The sequence below is a fragment of the Xanthobacter sp. DMC12 genome (assembly GCF_056314105.1).
Map to the genome: position 1 here is coordinate 305693 of NZ_JBQUYZ010000001.1, position 15309 is coordinate 321001.

The 15309-nt window shown below is 68.1% G+C and carries 15 protein-coding genes; 6 read left to right on the forward strand and 9 right to left on the reverse strand.

What is annotated here, in order from left to right:
- Positions 1-18 precede the first annotated feature (18 nt).
- Positions 19-843: a sulfotransferase family protein gene (locus tag ACT535_RS01275; RefSeq protein WP_476363085.1), complete on the forward strand. Its 825-nt coding sequence runs from the start codon at positions 19-21 to the stop codon at positions 841-843.
- A gap of 89 nt (positions 844-932) precedes the next feature.
- The gene (locus tag ACT535_RS01280) at positions 933-1946 is read left to right on the forward strand and encodes an AI-2E family transporter (RefSeq protein ID WP_476363086.1); all 1014 of its coding nucleotides are present in this window, start codon (positions 933-935) and stop codon (positions 1944-1946) included.
- Between the two features lie 15 nt (positions 1947-1961).
- Here ACT535_RS01280 and ACT535_RS01285 read toward each other — a convergent pair whose 3' ends face one another.
- Together ACT535_RS01285 and queF are read right to left on the reverse strand one after the other, a co-directional pair.
- Positions 1962-2972, reverse strand: a complete 1011-nt coding sequence (locus ACT535_RS01285; protein WP_476363087.1) for a DUF1835 domain-containing protein — start codon at positions 2970-2972, stop codon at positions 1962-1964.
- 100 nt (positions 2973-3072) lie between these two features.
- A complete protein-coding gene (gene queF / locus ACT535_RS01290) occupies positions 3073-3525 on the reverse strand; it encodes a preQ(1) synthase (RefSeq protein ID WP_029558343.1) in 453 nt (150 codons plus the stop codon).
- 286 nt (positions 3526-3811) lie between these two features.
- Between queF and eno the strand changes: the two genes are divergently transcribed.
- The gene (gene eno / locus ACT535_RS01295) at positions 3812-5095 is read left to right on the forward strand and encodes a phosphopyruvate hydratase (RefSeq protein WP_209489559.1); all 1284 of its coding nucleotides are present in this window, start codon (positions 3812-3814) and stop codon (positions 5093-5095) included.
- Positions 5096-5201: 106 nt separating this feature from the next.
- Here the strand turns inward: eno and ACT535_RS01300 are convergent, their stop codons facing one another.
- The 5 genes from ACT535_RS01300 to ACT535_RS01320 form a co-directional block, all read right to left on the reverse strand.
- Positions 5202-6239, reverse strand: coding sequence for a 3-hydroxyacyl-CoA dehydrogenase NAD-binding domain-containing protein (locus tag ACT535_RS01300; RefSeq protein WP_476363088.1), 1038 nt, complete (start codon positions 6237-6239; stop codon positions 5202-5204).
- A gap of 102 nt (positions 6240-6341) precedes the next feature.
- Positions 6342-7013: a MarC family protein gene (locus ACT535_RS01305; protein ID WP_476363089.1), complete on the reverse strand. Its 672-nt coding sequence runs from the start codon at positions 7011-7013 to the stop codon at positions 6342-6344.
- 33 nt (positions 7014-7046) lie between these two features.
- Positions 7047-7796, reverse strand: coding sequence for an arginyltransferase (locus tag ACT535_RS01310; protein WP_168456926.1), 750 nt, complete (start codon positions 7794-7796; stop codon positions 7047-7049).
- A 79-nt stretch (positions 7797-7875) separates the two neighbouring features.
- Entirely contained in the window at positions 7876-8415 is a 540-nt protein-coding gene (locus ACT535_RS01315; protein WP_476363090.1) for an RDD family protein, read from the reverse strand.
- 315 nt (positions 8416-8730) lie between these two features.
- Positions 8731-9099: a response regulator gene (locus tag ACT535_RS01320; protein WP_024279231.1), complete on the reverse strand. Its 369-nt coding sequence runs from the start codon at positions 9097-9099 to the stop codon at positions 8731-8733.
- A gap of 112 nt (positions 9100-9211) precedes the next feature.
- Here ACT535_RS01320 and ACT535_RS01325 point away from each other — a divergent pair, with 112 nt between their 5' ends.
- Both ACT535_RS01325 and ACT535_RS01330 read left to right on the forward strand, forming a co-directional pair.
- Complete coding sequence (locus ACT535_RS01325; RefSeq protein WP_476363091.1) at positions 9212-9538, forward strand: DUF3572 domain-containing protein; 327 nt, start codon at positions 9212-9214, stop codon at positions 9536-9538.
- 24 nt (positions 9539-9562) lie between these two features.
- Complete coding sequence (locus ACT535_RS01330) at positions 9563-10864, forward strand: DNA polymerase IV (RefSeq protein WP_476363092.1); 1302 nt, start codon at positions 9563-9565, stop codon at positions 10862-10864.
- Positions 10865-11368: 504 nt separating this feature from the next.
- Here ACT535_RS01330 and ACT535_RS01335 read toward each other — a convergent pair.
- Entirely contained in the window at positions 11369-12292 is a 924-nt protein-coding gene (locus ACT535_RS01335) for an SH3 domain-containing protein (protein WP_476363093.1), read from the reverse strand.
- Positions 12293-12674: 382 nt separating this feature from the next.
- Between ACT535_RS01335 and ACT535_RS01340 the strand changes: the two genes are divergently transcribed.
- On the forward strand, positions 12675-13163 hold the full coding sequence (locus ACT535_RS01340; protein WP_476363094.1) for a hypothetical protein: 489 nt from the start codon (positions 12675-12677) through the stop codon (positions 13161-13163).
- A 4-nt stretch (positions 13164-13167) separates the two neighbouring features.
- Here the strand turns inward: ACT535_RS01340 and ACT535_RS01345 are convergent, their stop codons facing one another.
- Positions 13168-15003, reverse strand: coding sequence for an extracellular solute-binding protein (locus tag ACT535_RS01345; protein WP_476363095.1), 1836 nt, complete (start codon positions 15001-15003; stop codon positions 13168-13170).
- Between the last annotated feature and the right edge of the window lie 306 nt (positions 15004-15309).

The following is a 15309-nucleotide window of genomic DNA, read 5'->3' on the forward strand; positions in this document are numbered from 1 at the left end:
TCTTACGAGGAGCCTCCCGTGACGACAGACAAGCGCGCCGTCCTGGTGCTGGGCATGCACCGCAGCGGCACATCGGCGCTGACCCGCATCATCAACCTGATGGGCTTTTCCGCCCCCAAGACCCTCATGGCCGCCACCGAGGCCAATGAGGCGGGGTTCTGGGAGAGCGAGGTCTTCATGGACCTCGACGAGCGCATCCTGAAGGCGTGCGGCCACAAATGGTCTTCCCGCAAGCGGCTGCAGGAGGACGCCATGGCGGTGGCGCGCCGGACCGGTCTGCTGGACGAGGTGCGCCGCGCGCTGGCCGACGAATATGGCGATGCACCCGCCATCGTCCTGAAAGACCCGCGCATCTCCCGCCTCATGGCCATCTATGGGCCGGCGCTGAAAGAGGCAGGCTATCGCATCGTGCCGGTTCTAGCCCTGCGCAACCCGGTCGAGGTCGCCGCCTCCCTGACCAAGCGTGACGGCTTCGACCTGGGGAAGGGTCTCGGCATCTGGCTGCGCTACACGCTCGATTCGGAGATCGCGACCCGCGGGATGCCGCGCACCGTTATCTCCTTCGATGGCCTGATGGCCGATTGGCGGGGCACCATGGACCGCGCCGCGCGCCAGCTCGGAGAGGCGTGGCCGCAGCTTTCGCCAGAGAGCCTTGCGGAGATCGACGGCACGCTGAAGCCGGGCCTGCGCCACCATGCGCTGCCGCCACCCTCGCGCACCAACTGGCGGGGGCTGCTCGCCGCACAGACCTTTGACGCCATGCAGCGTCTCATGGCGGACCCGCAGGACAAGGCCGCGTGCCGCACACTGGACCTCGTGCGGGCGGTGTTCCGCCCGTTCTGACGTCCCCTGTCTGCGTCACGGTGCGGTCGTCACGGTTTCGCGGTATGAAGCCGTAGTCGCGTCGAACGTCGGCGCGCATCGGGGGCAGCATGATTTCTGACCGGGATGTGGCACGCCGTGTTGCCATCGCGTGCATCGTCATCGCGCTGGCCTGGCTCTCCTGGAAGATCTACGACGTCATCCTTCAGGTGTTCGCCGCCTGCCTCGTCTCGCTCGCGCTCCACGCGCTGGCCGAGCCCTTCGCCAGGTGGACGCGCTTCCCGGAGCGATTTGCGGTCATCCCCGTCGGGATTCTCGTCTTCGGCGGGCTCGGTCTCGCGCTCTATCTGTTCGGCTCCACCATCCAGACCCAGGTGACGCAGCTGGTGAACGAGCTGCCCACGGCCTGGACCGCCTTCGAACAGCGCTTTCACCTCGAGGGGATGAGCGACGACCTTCTGAAGCGGGCGGAAGCGGCGGCGCCGTCCGGCGAGACCGTTCTCTCCTTCGTGCAGGGGTTCACGTCCAATCTGTTCCAGGTGGTGCTGGGCACTTTCCTCGTGGTGGTCGGCGGCATCTATTTCGCCGTTTCCCCGGAAATGTATCGCCGCATGTTCCTGTCCTTGTGGCGACCCTCCGAGCGGCCGGCGGCGGCACGACAGCTTGCCCTGGTCTCGGAGGACCTGCGGCACTTTCTGAAGGCGCAGCTCATCGCCATGGTGGTGGTGGGCGTGCTGACCTTCATCGGCCTCACGGTGGTGGGCGTGCCCTCCTCGCTGGCGCTCGCCTTGTTCGCAGGCCTTGCCGAATTCGTGCCGATGATCGGGCCGGTGATGGCCGCTGCCCCGGCGGTGCTGATCGCGCTGACCATGGGCGCGGACACCGGCCTGTGGACGCTGCTCGTCTTCGTCGGCGTTCAGCAGGCGGAGAGCAACATCATCACGCCCCTGCTCCAGCAGCGCATGGTGTCGCTGCCGCCGGCGGTGACGCTGTTCGCGGTGGTGGCGTTCGGTAGCATCTTCGGCGCGCTGGGCGTGGTGCTGGCGACGCCGCTGACGGTGGTCGCTTTCGCGGCCTTCAAGGCCCACAGCGAGCAGGTCGCCGAAGAAGACGCCGCGGCCTGAGCCGCGCGGCGCCCTTCAGTTCGGCAGCACCAGCCGCCCCGCGGCGCGATCGTAGCGCCACATGGCGCCGGCGCAAATGCGCGTGCCGCCGAGGTGGCGCTCGACGGCGTTGTTGGCGGCATGGTCGAAGGCCCCCTTGAGCGCCGCGGCGCCGGCGGGGGTCAGGGCCACCTCGGCCGCGGCATAGGCCCGGTACGTGCGTTCCGCCGCCCCATCTTCCCCCGGCGTGAAGCTCAGGCTCGGCGCTTCACTGGAGCGGAAAGGCAGGCCTGTCACGAGCGGCTCGTGGGCGAAGGCGAGCCCGTCGAGGCGCAGGAAAAACGGCAGGTCGGCCAGGAACTGCGCCTGATCCATGGAATGCACGGCAGCATAGAGGTGCGCCACTTTCATCGGTCCGCTCGCCAGATGGCTCAGCATCCGCTCTTCCGTCAGCGACAGGCCGCTGCCTGGCGCTGGCAACTCGCAGACGAGGCGGGTGAGGGCGGGCGCGAGGTGCGGCAACGCCTCGTGCGGGCGTTCGAGGAACGTGGAGAGCGGCCGCGGCGTCGGCGCGGTGAACGCCGCCCACGCCTCGCGGGCGGTCTCCATCTGGAGATGGGTGACGGGCGCGCGCCGGGCCTCAAGGGCGCGGAGGTCCTCCGGCTCCATCACAGCGAGGTAGTGGGAAGCCTGAACGAGGCTGACCCCCATGCGCTCGGGCTCGTGGGCGAGATAGTCGAGGATCTGGATCAGCTGGAGCTGGTCGTAGAGATCGTGCTCGAACCACAATTCCACCTCGCCATAGGCCGAATGCACCTCCATCTGCGCGTCGCGATGGGCGAAATCGGCCCTCACCTCGTCGAACGGAAGACCGAGGGCGGAGGAGAGGAAATCGGCCCGCACGTCGGAGACGTCGTCGAGGAGTGTGGCGGCGGGCACCGGCCCGTCATGCAGCATGTCCCGCCAGGGGATGATGTGGCCCCTGATCCCCGCCTCGCGCAGCCGCTCGGCCGCGCTGTCGCCATTGGTCACGATGAGCTTCGGCATGCTGATGCCCTCGGGTTGGCACGCGCTGCGTGGCTCCCCGGCCCGCAGCGGCGTCGTTCATCCCCCCGGCGGCCGTCTGATGCGACCGTCAGCCCCAGCTTCACCCGCGACCGCGATAGGGCGCAACCCCCGTGTCGGGGAGCCATGCGCCCTCGGGCAGCTTTCCGGTCTGCCAGAACACGTCGATGGGAATGCCGCCGCGCGGATACCAATAGCCGGCGATGCGCAGGAAGCGCGGCTCCAGCAGCGTCACCAGCCGCTTGCCCACCGCAACCGTGCAATCCTCGTGGAACGCGCCATGGTTGCGGAAGCTGCCGAGATAGAGCTTGAGCGACTTGGACTCCACGAGGTGGAGGTTCGGCACGTAGTCGATGACGAGGTGGGCGAAATCCGGCTGGCCCGTCACCGGGCAGAGCGAGGTGAATTCGGGGCAGGTGAAGCGCGCCACGTAATCGGCATCGGGGTGGGGATTGGGCACGCGGTCGAGCACCGCCTCCTCGGGGGACGGGGGCAGGGCGCTCTGGGCGCCGAGCTGCAACGGGCGGTCGGTCATCACGCTTCCTTGGGAATGGATCGGCGGCATAGCTTTCGGGCCGGCAATGTTCAACCGCCGTCGGGCGGTTTTGCGACCGATCACCTCTTTGCGATCAAGCCCCTTCGCATCCGCGAAGGTTCGCGCTAGAAGCACGGCGCCTGGAGGGCGCCTCGCCTTCCATTCCCGGGGGCGGGCGAGGTTGAAGGGTGAGGGGGTCCGTCACGGCCCCGAAGGCAGCCATCTGGCCGCCGCCGCTCGCTGCCGCTGGATATCAAGGCGCGGGACACCAAGGGAAGGGACCTTCATGACCGCCATCGTGGATATCATCGGCCGCGAGATTCTCGACAGCCGCGGCAATCCCACCGTCGAGGTGGACGTGGTGCTGGAAGACGGCTCCCTCGGCCGCGCCGCGGTCCCCTCCGGCGCCTCCACCGGCGCCCATGAGGCGGTCGAGCTGCGCGACGGCGACAAGAGCCGCTATCTCGGCAAGGGCGTGTCCAAGGCCGTGGACGCGGTGAACGGCGAGATCTTCGACGCGGTCGGCGGCTATGAGGCCGAGGACCAGGCCCACATCGACGCGGTGCTGCTCGGTCTCGACGGCACCCCCAACAAGGCCCGCCTCGGCGCCAACGCCATCCTCGGCGTGTCGCTGGCGGTGGCCAAGGCCGCCGCGCAGGCGAGCGGCCTGTCGCTCTACCGCTATGTGGGCGGCGTGAACGCCCGCGTGCTGCCGGTGCCGATGATGAACATCGTCAACGGCGGCGCCCATGCGGACAACCCCATCGACTTCCAGGAATTCATGATCCTGCCCGCCGGCGCCTCCTCCTTCGCGGAAGGCCTGCGCTGGGGCGCGGAGATCTTCCACACGCTGAAGAGCGGCCTGAAGAGCGCCGGCCACAACACCAACGTGGGCGACGAGGGCGGCTTCGCCCCCAACCTCGCCTCCGCCGAGGCGGCGCTGGACTTCGTGATGGGCGCCATCGAGAAGGCCGGCTTCAAGCCGGGCGAGGACGTGTTCATCGGCCTCGACTGCGCCTCCACCGAGTTCTTCAAGGACGGCGCCTATCACTATGAGGGCGAGGGCAAGGTGCGCGACATCGAGGCCCAGGTGAAGTATCTGGCGCAGCTCGTCGCCGGCTATCCCATCGTCACCATCGAAGACGGCATGGCCGAGGACGATTGGGCCGGCTGGAAGCTCCTCACCGACACCATCGGCTCCAAGTGCCAGCTGGTGGGCGACGACCTCTTCGTCACTAATGTCGAGCGCCTCTCGCGCGGCATCAAGGACGGCGTGGGCAACGCCATCCTCGTGAAGGTGAACCAGATCGGCTCCCTCACCGAGACGCTGGATGCGGTGGAAATGGCCCACAAGGCCGGCTATCGCGCCGTGATGTCCCACCGCTCGGGCGAAACCGAGGATTCCACCATCGCCGACCTCGCGGTGGCCACCAATTGCGGGCAGATCAAGACCGGCTCGCTGGCCCGCTCGGACCGCACCGCCAAGTACAACCAGCTGCTGCGCATCGAGCAGGAACTGGGCGACTCGGCCCGCTACGCCGGCAAGGCCGCGATCAAGTCGCTGGCCTGATCTCCCGGCGCCGCGCGGGTGCGCGGCGGGCGAGGACGGAAACAGGAAAGGCCGCCGCGGCTCGGGCTCGCGGCGGCCTTTTCCTTTGTTAGGTTCGATCGCCCCTTCAGTCGTCGCCGCGCACGGCGATGGGGTCGCTGTCGGGAAAGCTCTCTTCCAGCGCCTCGTCCAGCCGCGCGCTGATCGAGGCCTGTTCGTCTCGCACATCGGCGGCGTGCTTGAGGGCGACGATCTGGGTGAGCAGCGCATCGCGCCGCTGCGCCAGATCGGCCATGGAGCGGCCGGCGGCTTCGGCCTCCACACCCTTAACCAGCGCCGCCTGAAGCTCTTCCGTCATGGCCGGGGCGCCGAGGTCGTCCCACCACGTCTCAACCGCCGGCAGCAGATGGTGCATGAAATGGCCGAGCCCGCCCGCGCCGCCGCCCAGATGGAAGGTCATGTGCTGGCCCATCAGCGCCCAGCGCAGGCCCGGCCCCTCAGACACGGCGGCGTCGATATCCTCCACCGAGGCGACACCCTCCGCCACCAGATGGATGGCCTCGCGCCACAGCGCCGCCTGGAGGCGGTTCGCCACATGGCCGGGCACTTCCTTGCGGATCTCGATGGGGTGCTTGCCCAGCCAGCGGTAGAAGGCCATGGCCCGCGCGATGGCCTCGCGGCTCGCATGCGCGCCGCCGACCACCTCCACCAGCGGGATGAGGTGGGGCGGATTGAAGGGATGGCCGATGAGGCAGCGTTCGCGGTGGCGGCAGCCCTCGGAGATGCGGCTCGCCAGAAGGCCGGAGGAGGACGAGGCGATCACCACGTCCGGCGGCAGCACCGCATCGAGGGCGGGAAACAGCTTCTGTTTCACCTCGTAGCGCTCGGGCGCGTTCTCCTGCACAAAGTCAACGCCCTCGACCGCCGCCACCGGGTCCGGCTCGAAGCGCCATGCGGTAGGGTCGATCCAGCTTTCGCCACCGAGCTGGGTGAGCACGGGCCACGCCCCGGAGATCAGCGCCTGCGTCGCCTCGCGCGCGCCGGGGGCGGGATCGCTCACCACCACCTCCAGCCCGCGTGACAGGAACAGCGCGGCCCAGCTGGCCCCGATGGTCCCGGCCCCGATCACGGCGACGCGGCGGATGGGGGGATTGAGATGGGACATGGCGCAGCTCCGGAGCGGCAGGGGAGATGCCCCGTTCTAGCAGCTCGCCGCTCGGCGCTGCACCGCCACCCGGGGATGGCAGAATTGTCCGAGCGCCTGTCCTCAGCGCGGCAGTTGGGTGATAAGCGCTTCCACGCCCAGCCAGATGATCTGAACGCCGATGGCGAAGAGGATGAAGGCGAACAGGCGCACGAGCACATTGGTGCCGGTCTTGCCCAGCACCCGCTCCAGGGTGGGCGCCTCGCGGAACGAGAAATAGACCGTCAGCGACACCGCAATGAGCCCCGCCAGCGCGCCAAGAACGGTGGAGAGCTGGAACAGCGGGTCCGTCTTCCAGGTGGGCGTATGGCCGGCGGCGAGAGCGACGGTCGCGGCGATGGAGCCCGGACCGACCGTGAGAGGCAAGGTGAGGGGATAAAAGGCCTCGTCCTGCGCCCGCGCCTCGTCCAACTCCACGCCCTCCGCCTTGCCGGGAGCATTGTCGTCCTCGTGCAGGATGTTCCAGCCCACCACCGCCACCACCAGCCCGCCGGCGATCCGCAGCACGGGGAGCGAAATGCCGAAGAACAGCAGGATCTGCGCGCCGATGGCCAGCGACCCGAACAGCAGCAGGAAGCCGTAGATCGCGACGCTGCGGGCGATGCGCTTGCGCACCTGCGGCGAGCAGCGGCGCACGAAGGTGAGGAAGATGGGCGCCGTCCCGAGCGGGTTGACGATCGGGAAAAGCGCCGCGAAGACCGTGATGAAGATATTGACCGCGTTGGTCAGATGCATCCGGCACCCCCATGCCGCGCGCGTGGCCCGGGCCTAGTCCTCGATGCGCTCCCAGCCTTGCGGCGAGAGGCGCTCCTGCGGCAGGAAGCGCCGCTTGTAGTCCATCTTTCGCGACCCCTGCACCCAATAGCCGAGATAGACGTAAGGCAGCCCCATCTGCCGCGCCCGCGTCACATGGTCGAGGATCAGGTAGGTGCCGAGCGAGCGATCCTGCGCCAGCGGATTGTAGAAGGAATAGACCATGGAGAGGCCGTCGGAGAGGATGTCGGTGAGCGCCACCGCCATCAGGTCTCCGGTGCCGCGCTCAAGGATGCGGCTGTCCGGCCCGCGCTTGCGATATTCGACGAGGCGGGTGTGGACGTGGGTGTCCTCCACCATCATGGCGTAGTCGAGCACGCTCATGTCCGCCATGCCGCCGGTGCCGTGGCGGGAGGTCACGTAGGTGCGGAAGAGGCTGTATTGCTCGGAGGTGGGAGTGGGCGGCTTCACCTGCCCCACGATGTCGGCGTTCGCAGCCTTCACCCGCCGGAAGCTCCGGCTCTCCACGAAGTCGGCCACGCAGATGCGGACCGACACGCACGCCTTGCAGCCCTCGCAGGCAGGACGATAGGCGATGGACTGGCTGCGGCGGAAGCCGCCTTGCGTCAGAACGTCGTTGAGCGCAGCCGCGCGGTCGCCGACGAGGTGGGTGAACACCTTCCGCTCCTCCCTGCCCGGGAGATAGGGGCAGGGGGAGGGCGCCGTCAGATAGAATTGCGGTGTGTCGCGGGGGTGCTCACTCACGGGGATCTGGCCTCTGAACCGAGATCATCGCGCCTGCATGCAGGCCCGTCAAAGGCGCAGTCGCCAGGAGGGTGAAATTTCAGCGGATGCGGCGCAGCGCCTCGGCGCGATCGGCGCTGTTGATGACAACCGTGCCGCAGAGAAAATCGTGCAGCAGCCGGCGCCGGTCGTTGAACAGGCCGACCAGCAGCACGAACGGCGTCAGCACCGAGATCGACACCCAGAAGCACACCGCGCGCACGCCGCCGAGCAGCGCGTAGCAGGGCGCGCCGTACCAGGTACGCACCTCGATCTCCATGAGTCGCATGCCGAGGGTGGCAGAGGACGGCGAGCCGAGGGTGAAGGCGTAGTAGGCGATGGCCCACAGGATGAAGACCGGCCCGATCAGCCAGAACAGCAGCCAGCCGAGGCCCAGGGTGACGATGCCGAATACGAACACGAAGACGCCGAACAGCACCACCGGCCCGATCACCATCAGCGCATCCACCAGGAAGGCGATGATGCGGCGGGATAGGACGCCCTCGAACAGCTCGGGTTGCGTCACCGGATCAAACGCGTGCGGCCGATAGGCGATGTCGGTATCGGCAGGCTCGCGGGACGTGTCGCCGGTGGTGCTCATGGCATTGCAACTCCTTCAGCACGAAACGTGGTGACGAAGCGCGGGCGACGCAAGAGGAGCCGAATGGGGAGAGACGCAGCGGGTAGGCTGGCCGGCGGGGAGCGGGCGGGGAGGCCTCCCGCGACGCTCACCCACCGGCCAAACCCCACGGACCCAGGAGATGCGGCGGACCTGAGCACTCCGTAGGGTTGTCTGGCAGCGAAAGGGCGTCTGGACCGGCATGGCCGTCCGCGCACCTTCCGCCTCGCATCTGGAAGCCACGAAGACTAGCACAACGGGGCGAAAGGAAAAGCCGGTGATTCGGCCGTCCCCACCTCAGCCGCCGGTATACTGGCGCACCGTCTCGAGGAAGCGCGCCACCGAAATGGGCTTGGAGAGATAGGCCTCGCATCCGCCGGCGCGGATGCGCTCCTCGTCGCCTTTCATGGCGAAGGCGGTGACGGCCACCACGGGAATAGCGCGCAATTCCGGATCGGCCTTCAGCTTGCGGGTGACATCGAGGCCGGAAATCTCCGGCAGCTGGATGTCCATGATGATGAGGTCAGGCCGGTTGGCACGGGCCAGCTCCACCGCCTCGACACCGGAGCGCGTCTCCACCGTGCGATAGCCGTGCGCCTCCAGGAGATCGTGGAAGAGCTTCATGTTCAGCTCGTTGTCCTCCACGATCATCACCGTCTTGGTCATCGCGTCCCCCGAGCCCAGCCCGACTTCGCCGCATCCTGCCACCCTTCGCAGCACGCGGCGAACGTGCTGGAATGCCGCCGACAGCTAGACCCCAATCCTTGCGGAAGCGCAAATGCCCATTCAAGACAAACCAAGGGGCCTCAAGGCCCAGCGTGATGCGGCGCAGGAGGTGGCGGTGTCCGCCCTCTCCTTCATCGCTGCCGATGGCGAGCGCCTCGTGCGATTCCTTGCCGAAACCGGCCTCACCCCCGCCAGCCTGCGCGAGGCCGCCGGGCGGCGCGATTTTGGCGCCGGCGTGCTCGCCTTCGTCATCGCCGACGAGCCGCTTCTCCTGGCCTTCGCCGCCGAAAAGGGGCTCGACCCGCGCCATGTGGCGGCGGCCCACGAGATCCTCTCGCCGCCCATCGACCCGGACGCGATCGTCCGCCGTCCCATGTAGCCGGCGGCACCGCCTCCTGAAGCCATGACCGCGCCCGGCCTCTGCCGCGACTGCCTTTCCGACGTTCCCGACGTTGCCGGGTCGCGCGGCCTGCGGTGCGTCGCGTGCGGCAGCCCGCGCGTGGCGCGCCATGCCGAACTGCACAGCCTCAGCGTCGCCCATGTGGATTGCGACGCCTTCTATGCGGCGGTGGAAAAGCGGGACAATCCGGACCTCGCCCACGTTCCGCTCATCATCGGCGGCGGCAAGCGCGGGGTGGTCTCGACTGCCTGCTACATCGCCCGCATCCACGGCGTGCGCTCGGCCATGCCCATGTTCAAGGCGCTGGCCCTCTGCCCGGATGCGGTGGTGCTGAAGCCCAACATGGAGAAATACGTGAAGGTCGGCCGGGAGGTCCGCGCCCGCATGAAGGCGCTGACCCCGCTGGTGGAGCCGCTCTCCATCGACGAGGCCTTCCTCGATCTCTCGGGCACGCAGGCCCTGCATCAGGCGAGTCCTGCGCGCACGCTCGCGCGCTTCGCCCGCGATGTGGAGCGGGAGGTGGGCATCACCGTGTCGGTGGGGCTCGCGGCCAACAAGTTTCTCGCCAAGATCGCCTCGGACCTCGACAAGCCGCGCGGCTTCTCGGTGATCGGCCAGAGCGAGGCGGCCGAATTTCTGGCGCCGCGACCCGTCACCTTCATCTGGGGGGTGGGGGCGGCCTTCGGCGGCAAGCTGGCGCGCGACGGCTTCGCCACCATCGGCGATCTCCAGCGCGCCGATCCCACCGACCTCGCCCGCCGCTACGGCGCCGAGGGCTTGCGGCTCTCGCGCCTCGCCTTTGGCCTCGACACCCGCAAGGTGGAGCCGGAGCGGGAGGCCAAGAGCGTGTCCGCCGAAACCACCTTCGACCGCGACATCGGCGCCCTCAGGCCTCTGGAGCAGACACTCTATGCCCTCTCCGAGGAAGTCAGCGACCGCCTCAAGCGTGCCGGCATCGCCGGGCGCTCCGTGACGCTGAAACTCAAGACCGCCGATTTCCGCCTGCGCACCCGCTCGCGGACCTTGGAGGCGCCGACCTGCCTTGCCGCCCGCATCAACGCGGCGGCGCACGAGCTTCTGGTGAAGGAGACGGACGGAACGCTCTTCCGGCTGATCGGCGTCGGCGTGTCCGACCTCGGCCCCATCGAAGATGCCGACCCCGCCGACTTGGTGGACACCACCAGCCAGCGCCTCAAGGCCACCGAGACCGCCATGGACGCGTTGCGCGCCAAGTTCGGCCGCGGCGCCGTTTCCCGCGGCATCCTGCTCGACGCCACCACCGATCGCCGCAACAAGAAGAGGTGACGGGTCGCCCATCCCGTTGCCCTCCGCCGGCCGCGCGGCGGAACGCGGAAGGCTCCCTTGCGCTTTCCTCTTCCAGGAGGACGCACCATGAACCACGTGATCGGCATCGTCCGAGAGGAAGAAGGCGGGTTTCGCCTGAGTTTCCCAGATTTTCCCGGGCTTCGGGCGGATGGCGATACGCTTGCCGCGGCCGTGGGCCAAGCGGCCGAAGTGCTGGCAGAGGAAATTGCCGGCAGGGATGCCCAAATCCCCGCTCCGATCAACATGGACATGCTCGACACGGGACAGCCCGACTGGATGGGGCGGGGCATCGCCGTCCTTGTGCCATTGCCGCTTCGCGCAGCCCTGCCGCAAGCGAACGAGGCTGGCGACACTTCGCCGGGCGATGTCTCGCCGGCAGAAGGGCAGGTGCCCCTCAGCGGCCGGGTGTCACCGGAAGAAGTACCGACCCGACAAGGCAAAGGCTGTCGCACGGCAGGAAACCGAGGGGGGAAATGCGGGGGCTCAGCGGTCTACGGACGATTTATAGACCCAGCCACGCTTGTCGCCGGCCGAGACCTCGCACCAGCTCTTGCACGAATAGAGCTTCACCTTCGTGCCGCCTTCGAGCGTACCGATGGCCGAGGCCGAGCGGCGTGGGCCGGAGCGCAGCGTGACCGCCGAACGGATGCGTGCGGATGTGGCGCCGTCATCGTCGGATGCTGCGGCGTCGGCGGATGCCATTTTCACAGGCCGGGGCGCCGGCAGCGGCGCGGCGGCGTCGGGCGGGGTGCCTTCGGCCACCGTCTCCGCAGCGCTTGCCGGGAGGGTGCCCTCATCCGTCTCCCCCAGGGGTTCAAGGAAGGCTGGCCGGGAAAAGTCGGCGGCCGTCGGTCCAGCCTCGGCCGGAACGGGGGCGGCCGCTTCTCCGCCTCCACCGAGAAGGGAGGCGACTTTCATGGCGGACTGGCCGTGCCCTGCGTCGGCGATGCGCTTCGGTTGAGCGGGCGTCGCGGGCTTCGTCACCGTTGTCGCGGCCGCGGCGGCAGGGGTGGAAACTTGCGCGGAAAGGGGGGCAGCTGGCGACGGCTGGGTTGGAGCGGCCGCGATTTGGGACGTGTCGGAGCGTGGAGAAACAAGATTGTAAGCCAGAAAACCACCCATCCCGAGGATGAGCGCCGCCGCGGATACGCCGAGCACCCGCCACAGCATGAGGCCGTCGCGGCGTTTGGAACTGCGGCGGGGGCGGCTCCCGGTGCCGATGCGGGTCGGAACGGTCGGGCGCTGGTTCTGCGCGGTCTCTGTGCGATAGCGCATCGGGTATTCGGGGCGGGTGGCCTCGAATTCATCCCGGCTACGCGCCGCAAGTCCAGGGCGAGCCATCGAATTCACCTCCCAACGGAGCCTCTCGTGCCAGAACTGGCGGGGGCCGGCGTTGAAGACACTCACGGACGAACCATCCCCTGACCCGATGGTCCCTGCCGAACTCCTTGTATTCACCGCGATTTTTTGATTTCGCGGCGGTTGCCGGCGCATTCGGCGCCAAGCGGCGTGCATCCTCACGCCATTTCGTAGTTGCGACCAAGTACAGCGGACCAAGTATTGCCGCAAGGTACTACCGCAATCCAGCGCGCCGGAGCTTCTTCGCCAATTGCGGCCGATATTTGCCCTTGCGGCATAACGTGCTGCGTTGCGATGGCGCTGTCCAGCCCAAGCCGGATGTTTTTGCGCATCTCCAAACTGGCTGGCGACGCATGCCGAGCCGCAAAGACGGTGCGTGCGGAAAGCTTGACCCTGCGGCATCATGATCCAGCACAGCGAGGGGGCAGACATGTTCGACCCGACCACACTCACCGGCCTGCACACCTGGATCAGCCTGATCGCCATCGTTCTCGGCATCCCGGTCACACGCGCCTTGATGCGGGGCGGGCGCGCGGGGGCGGGGCTCACCGCAGCCTTCCTCGCCCTCGCATTCCTGACGAGCGCGACGGGCTTCCTGTTTCCCTTCGCCGGCGTGAAGCCGTCCCATGTGGTGGGGGCCATCGCCATCGTGGTGGTGTTCGTCGCGGCCTACGCGCTCTACGGCGCCGGCCGCGCGGGCATCTGGCGCGGGATCTATTCAGGCACCGCGGTGGCGAGCCTCTATTTCCTGGTCTTCGTCGCCGTCGCCCAGGCGTTTGCCAAGGTGTCCGCCCTCGCCACCCTTGCGCCAACCCAGTCGGAGCCGCCGTTCGCCATCGCGCAAGGGATCGTGCTTCTGGCCTTCCTGATCTTCGGAACACTCGCCGTGCGCGCCCGCCCCGGTGTCGTGCCCGCCTGAGGCGTCACTTGCCCGGCACCCGCCACCACGTTTCCGGCAGCGTGCCGTAGAGCGAGGCCCGCTCCGGTCGGGCGATGCGCGTCCAGCGCGCGAGCCATTGGCCGGGGGTGTGGAACAGCGGCACCGCATAGGCGCCGGAGATCAGCACCCGGTCCAGCGCCCGCGCTGCCGCGACATAAGCCTCCTCGTCCCGCGCGGCGATGAGGGCGGCGATGGTGGCGTCGATGGCTGGCGCCTTCGCGCCCATGTAGTTGCGGCTCCCCGGCGTATCGGCGGCGGCGGCGCCGAAATAGAAGGCCTGCTCGTTGCCGGGAGACAGGGATTGCGACCAGGCATAGGGCATCAGATCGAAATCATAGGCCTGCCGGCGGGTATCGAACTGGACCGCATCCACATTGCGGACATTCAGCGTGATGCCGGCCCGTTTCAGTTGCGCCTGCCAGGCGAGGGCGAGGCGCTCCTGGTCGCGCGTGACCACCATGAGTTCCAGCGCGAACGGCCGTCCGCTCCCCGCCTCCACCAGCGCGCCCTTGCGCAGCACGAAGCCGGCCTGCCCGAAAAGGTCGAGTGCGGTCTTGAGCCGGGCGCGGTCGCGGCCCGAGCCATCGGACACCGGCGGCCGGTAGGTGCCCGCGAGCACGTCGGGGACCACGGAGCCGGGGAAGGGGCCGAGGAGCGCCCGTTCGCGGGCATCGGCGGGACGTCCCAGGCTGGAGAGCGCCGATCCTTCGAAAAAGCTGCCGGTCCGCCGGTAGAGGCCGTGGTAGAAATTGCGGTCCAGCCATTCGAAATCGAACAGCTCGATGAGCGCCCTACGCACCCGGATGTCTGCCAGCAGCGGGCGCCGCGTGTTGAAGACGAATGCGGAATAGGGCTTGGGAATGCCGGTGGGGATGGTCTCCTTCACCACTTCGCCGCTGCGGACGGCGGGAAAATCATAGGCCGTTTCCCAGCGGCCGGGATCGCTCTCGAAGCGGGCGTCGATGAGGCCTTTGCGAAAGGCTTCGAACTCGCTGTTGGCATCGCGGAAATAGACGACATCGACGCGGTCGAAATTGTAGAGGCCGCGATTGAAGCCGACGTTCCCGCCCCAATAGTCGGGATTGCGCTCCAGCGTCAGCGACGCACCGGCGTTGACGTTGGTGACGCGATAGGGGCCGGAGCCGAGGACCGGCGCAAGGGTGGTTTCCTCAAACCGCGCCCGGTCCGTCGCCTCCGCGCTGAAGACAGGCATGAGCCCCATGATGAGCGGCAGCTCGGGGTCCGGCTCGGCGAAGGTGAAGCGCACGGTATGCGCGTCCGGCGCCTCCGCCTTGGCGATCTTTCCATAATAGAGCCGATGGTTCGGGCGGCCCATGTCGCGCATCAGGGCGAACGAGAACAGCACGTCCGCGCTGGTCAGCGCGCCGCCATCAGAGAAGCGCGCCGCCGGATCGAGGCCGAATTCGACGTAGGAGCGCTTTTCGTCGGTCGAAACGGTACGGGCGATCAGCGGATAGAGGGTGAACGGCTCGTCGAGCGAGCGGGCCATCAGGCTCTCGGTCACCATGCCGCGCAGGAGGGCGGGGGAAGTGCCCTTCACGATGAAGGGGTTGAGGCTGTCGAACGTGCCGAGCAGCGAGAGCGTCAGCCGACCGCCCTTGGGGGCGGCGGGATTGGCGTAGGCAAGGGACGCGAAGCCGGAAGCCAGCGCGGGCTGTCCCCGCATTGCGATGGCGGATGCCTTGTCAAGCGCCTGTGCCTTTGCCCCATCGGCACCGCCGAAGGTCAGCAGCAGGAGCGCGCCGAGGAGGGCGCCCATCCGCGTCGGGCGCGCGGCTTTTCCGCAGCCGGTCATCATGGCGCCTCCGACGCATTATCGCTTCTCACAAATCCAAGCATAGCAAGGCGGGTTCATGATTCGAATTGGGATGATCCGGCGCTTGCAGGCGGCGTTGTGTCAGCATATCCCGTGGGTTGGAGAACGCGCCGTCAGTTGGCCGCAATCCTCGGCAATCTAGCGCGCGCCGACAGATCCGAAGATGACGGCCGGTTTGTCACCTTCTCGCCTCAATTGGGCAGGAGAGAGCCGGTGTCCGAGAGGGGGCGCGGGGTGCTCCGGCGTGCGCGTGCGCCTGCGCATGCGGGAGCCCGGCGGCAGAGACCA

What these genes read in the sequence shown, in the direction of transcription:
- ACT535_RS01325 (WP_476363091.1), top strand. Translation starts at nt 9,212, where the DNA reads ATGCCCATTCAAGACAAACCAAGGGGCCTCAAGGCCCAGCGTGATGCG.
- ACT535_RS01340 (WP_476363094.1), top strand. Translation starts at nt 12,675, where the DNA reads ATGTTCGACCCGACCACACTCACCGGCCTGCACACCTGGATCAGCCTG.
- ACT535_RS01345 (WP_476363095.1), bottom strand. Translation starts at nt 15,003, where the DNA reads ATGATGACCGGCTGCGGAAAAGCCGCGCGCCCGACGCGGATGGGCGCC.
- ACT535_RS01320 (WP_024279231.1), bottom strand. Translation starts at nt 9,099, where the DNA reads ATGACCAAGACGGTGATGATCGTGGAGGACAACGAGCTGAACATGAAG.
- ACT535_RS01305 (WP_476363089.1), bottom strand. Translation starts at nt 7,013, where the DNA reads ATGCATCTGACCAACGCGGTCAATATCTTCATCACGGTCTTCGCGGCG.
- ACT535_RS01330 (WP_476363092.1), top strand. Translation starts at nt 9,563, where the DNA reads ATGACCGCGCCCGGCCTCTGCCGCGACTGCCTTTCCGACGTTCCCGAC.
- ACT535_RS01315 (WP_476363090.1), bottom strand. Translation starts at nt 8,415, where the DNA reads ATGAGCACCACCGGCGACACGTCCCGCGAGCCTGCCGATACCGACATC.
- queF (WP_029558343.1), bottom strand. Translation starts at nt 3,525, where the DNA reads ATGACCGACCGCCCGTTGCAGCTCGGCGCCCAGAGCGCCCTGCCCCCG.
- ACT535_RS01285 (WP_476363087.1), bottom strand. Translation starts at nt 2,972, where the DNA reads ATGCCGAAGCTCATCGTGACCAATGGCGACAGCGCGGCCGAGCGGCTG.
- eno (WP_209489559.1), top strand. Translation starts at nt 3,812, where the DNA reads ATGACCGCCATCGTGGATATCATCGGCCGCGAGATTCTCGACAGCCGC.
- ACT535_RS01280 (WP_476363086.1), top strand. Translation starts at nt 933, where the DNA reads ATGATTTCTGACCGGGATGTGGCACGCCGTGTTGCCATCGCGTGCATC.
- ACT535_RS01300 (WP_476363088.1), bottom strand. Translation starts at nt 6,239, where the DNA reads ATGTCCCATCTCAATCCCCCCATCCGCCGCGTCGCCGTGATCGGGGCC.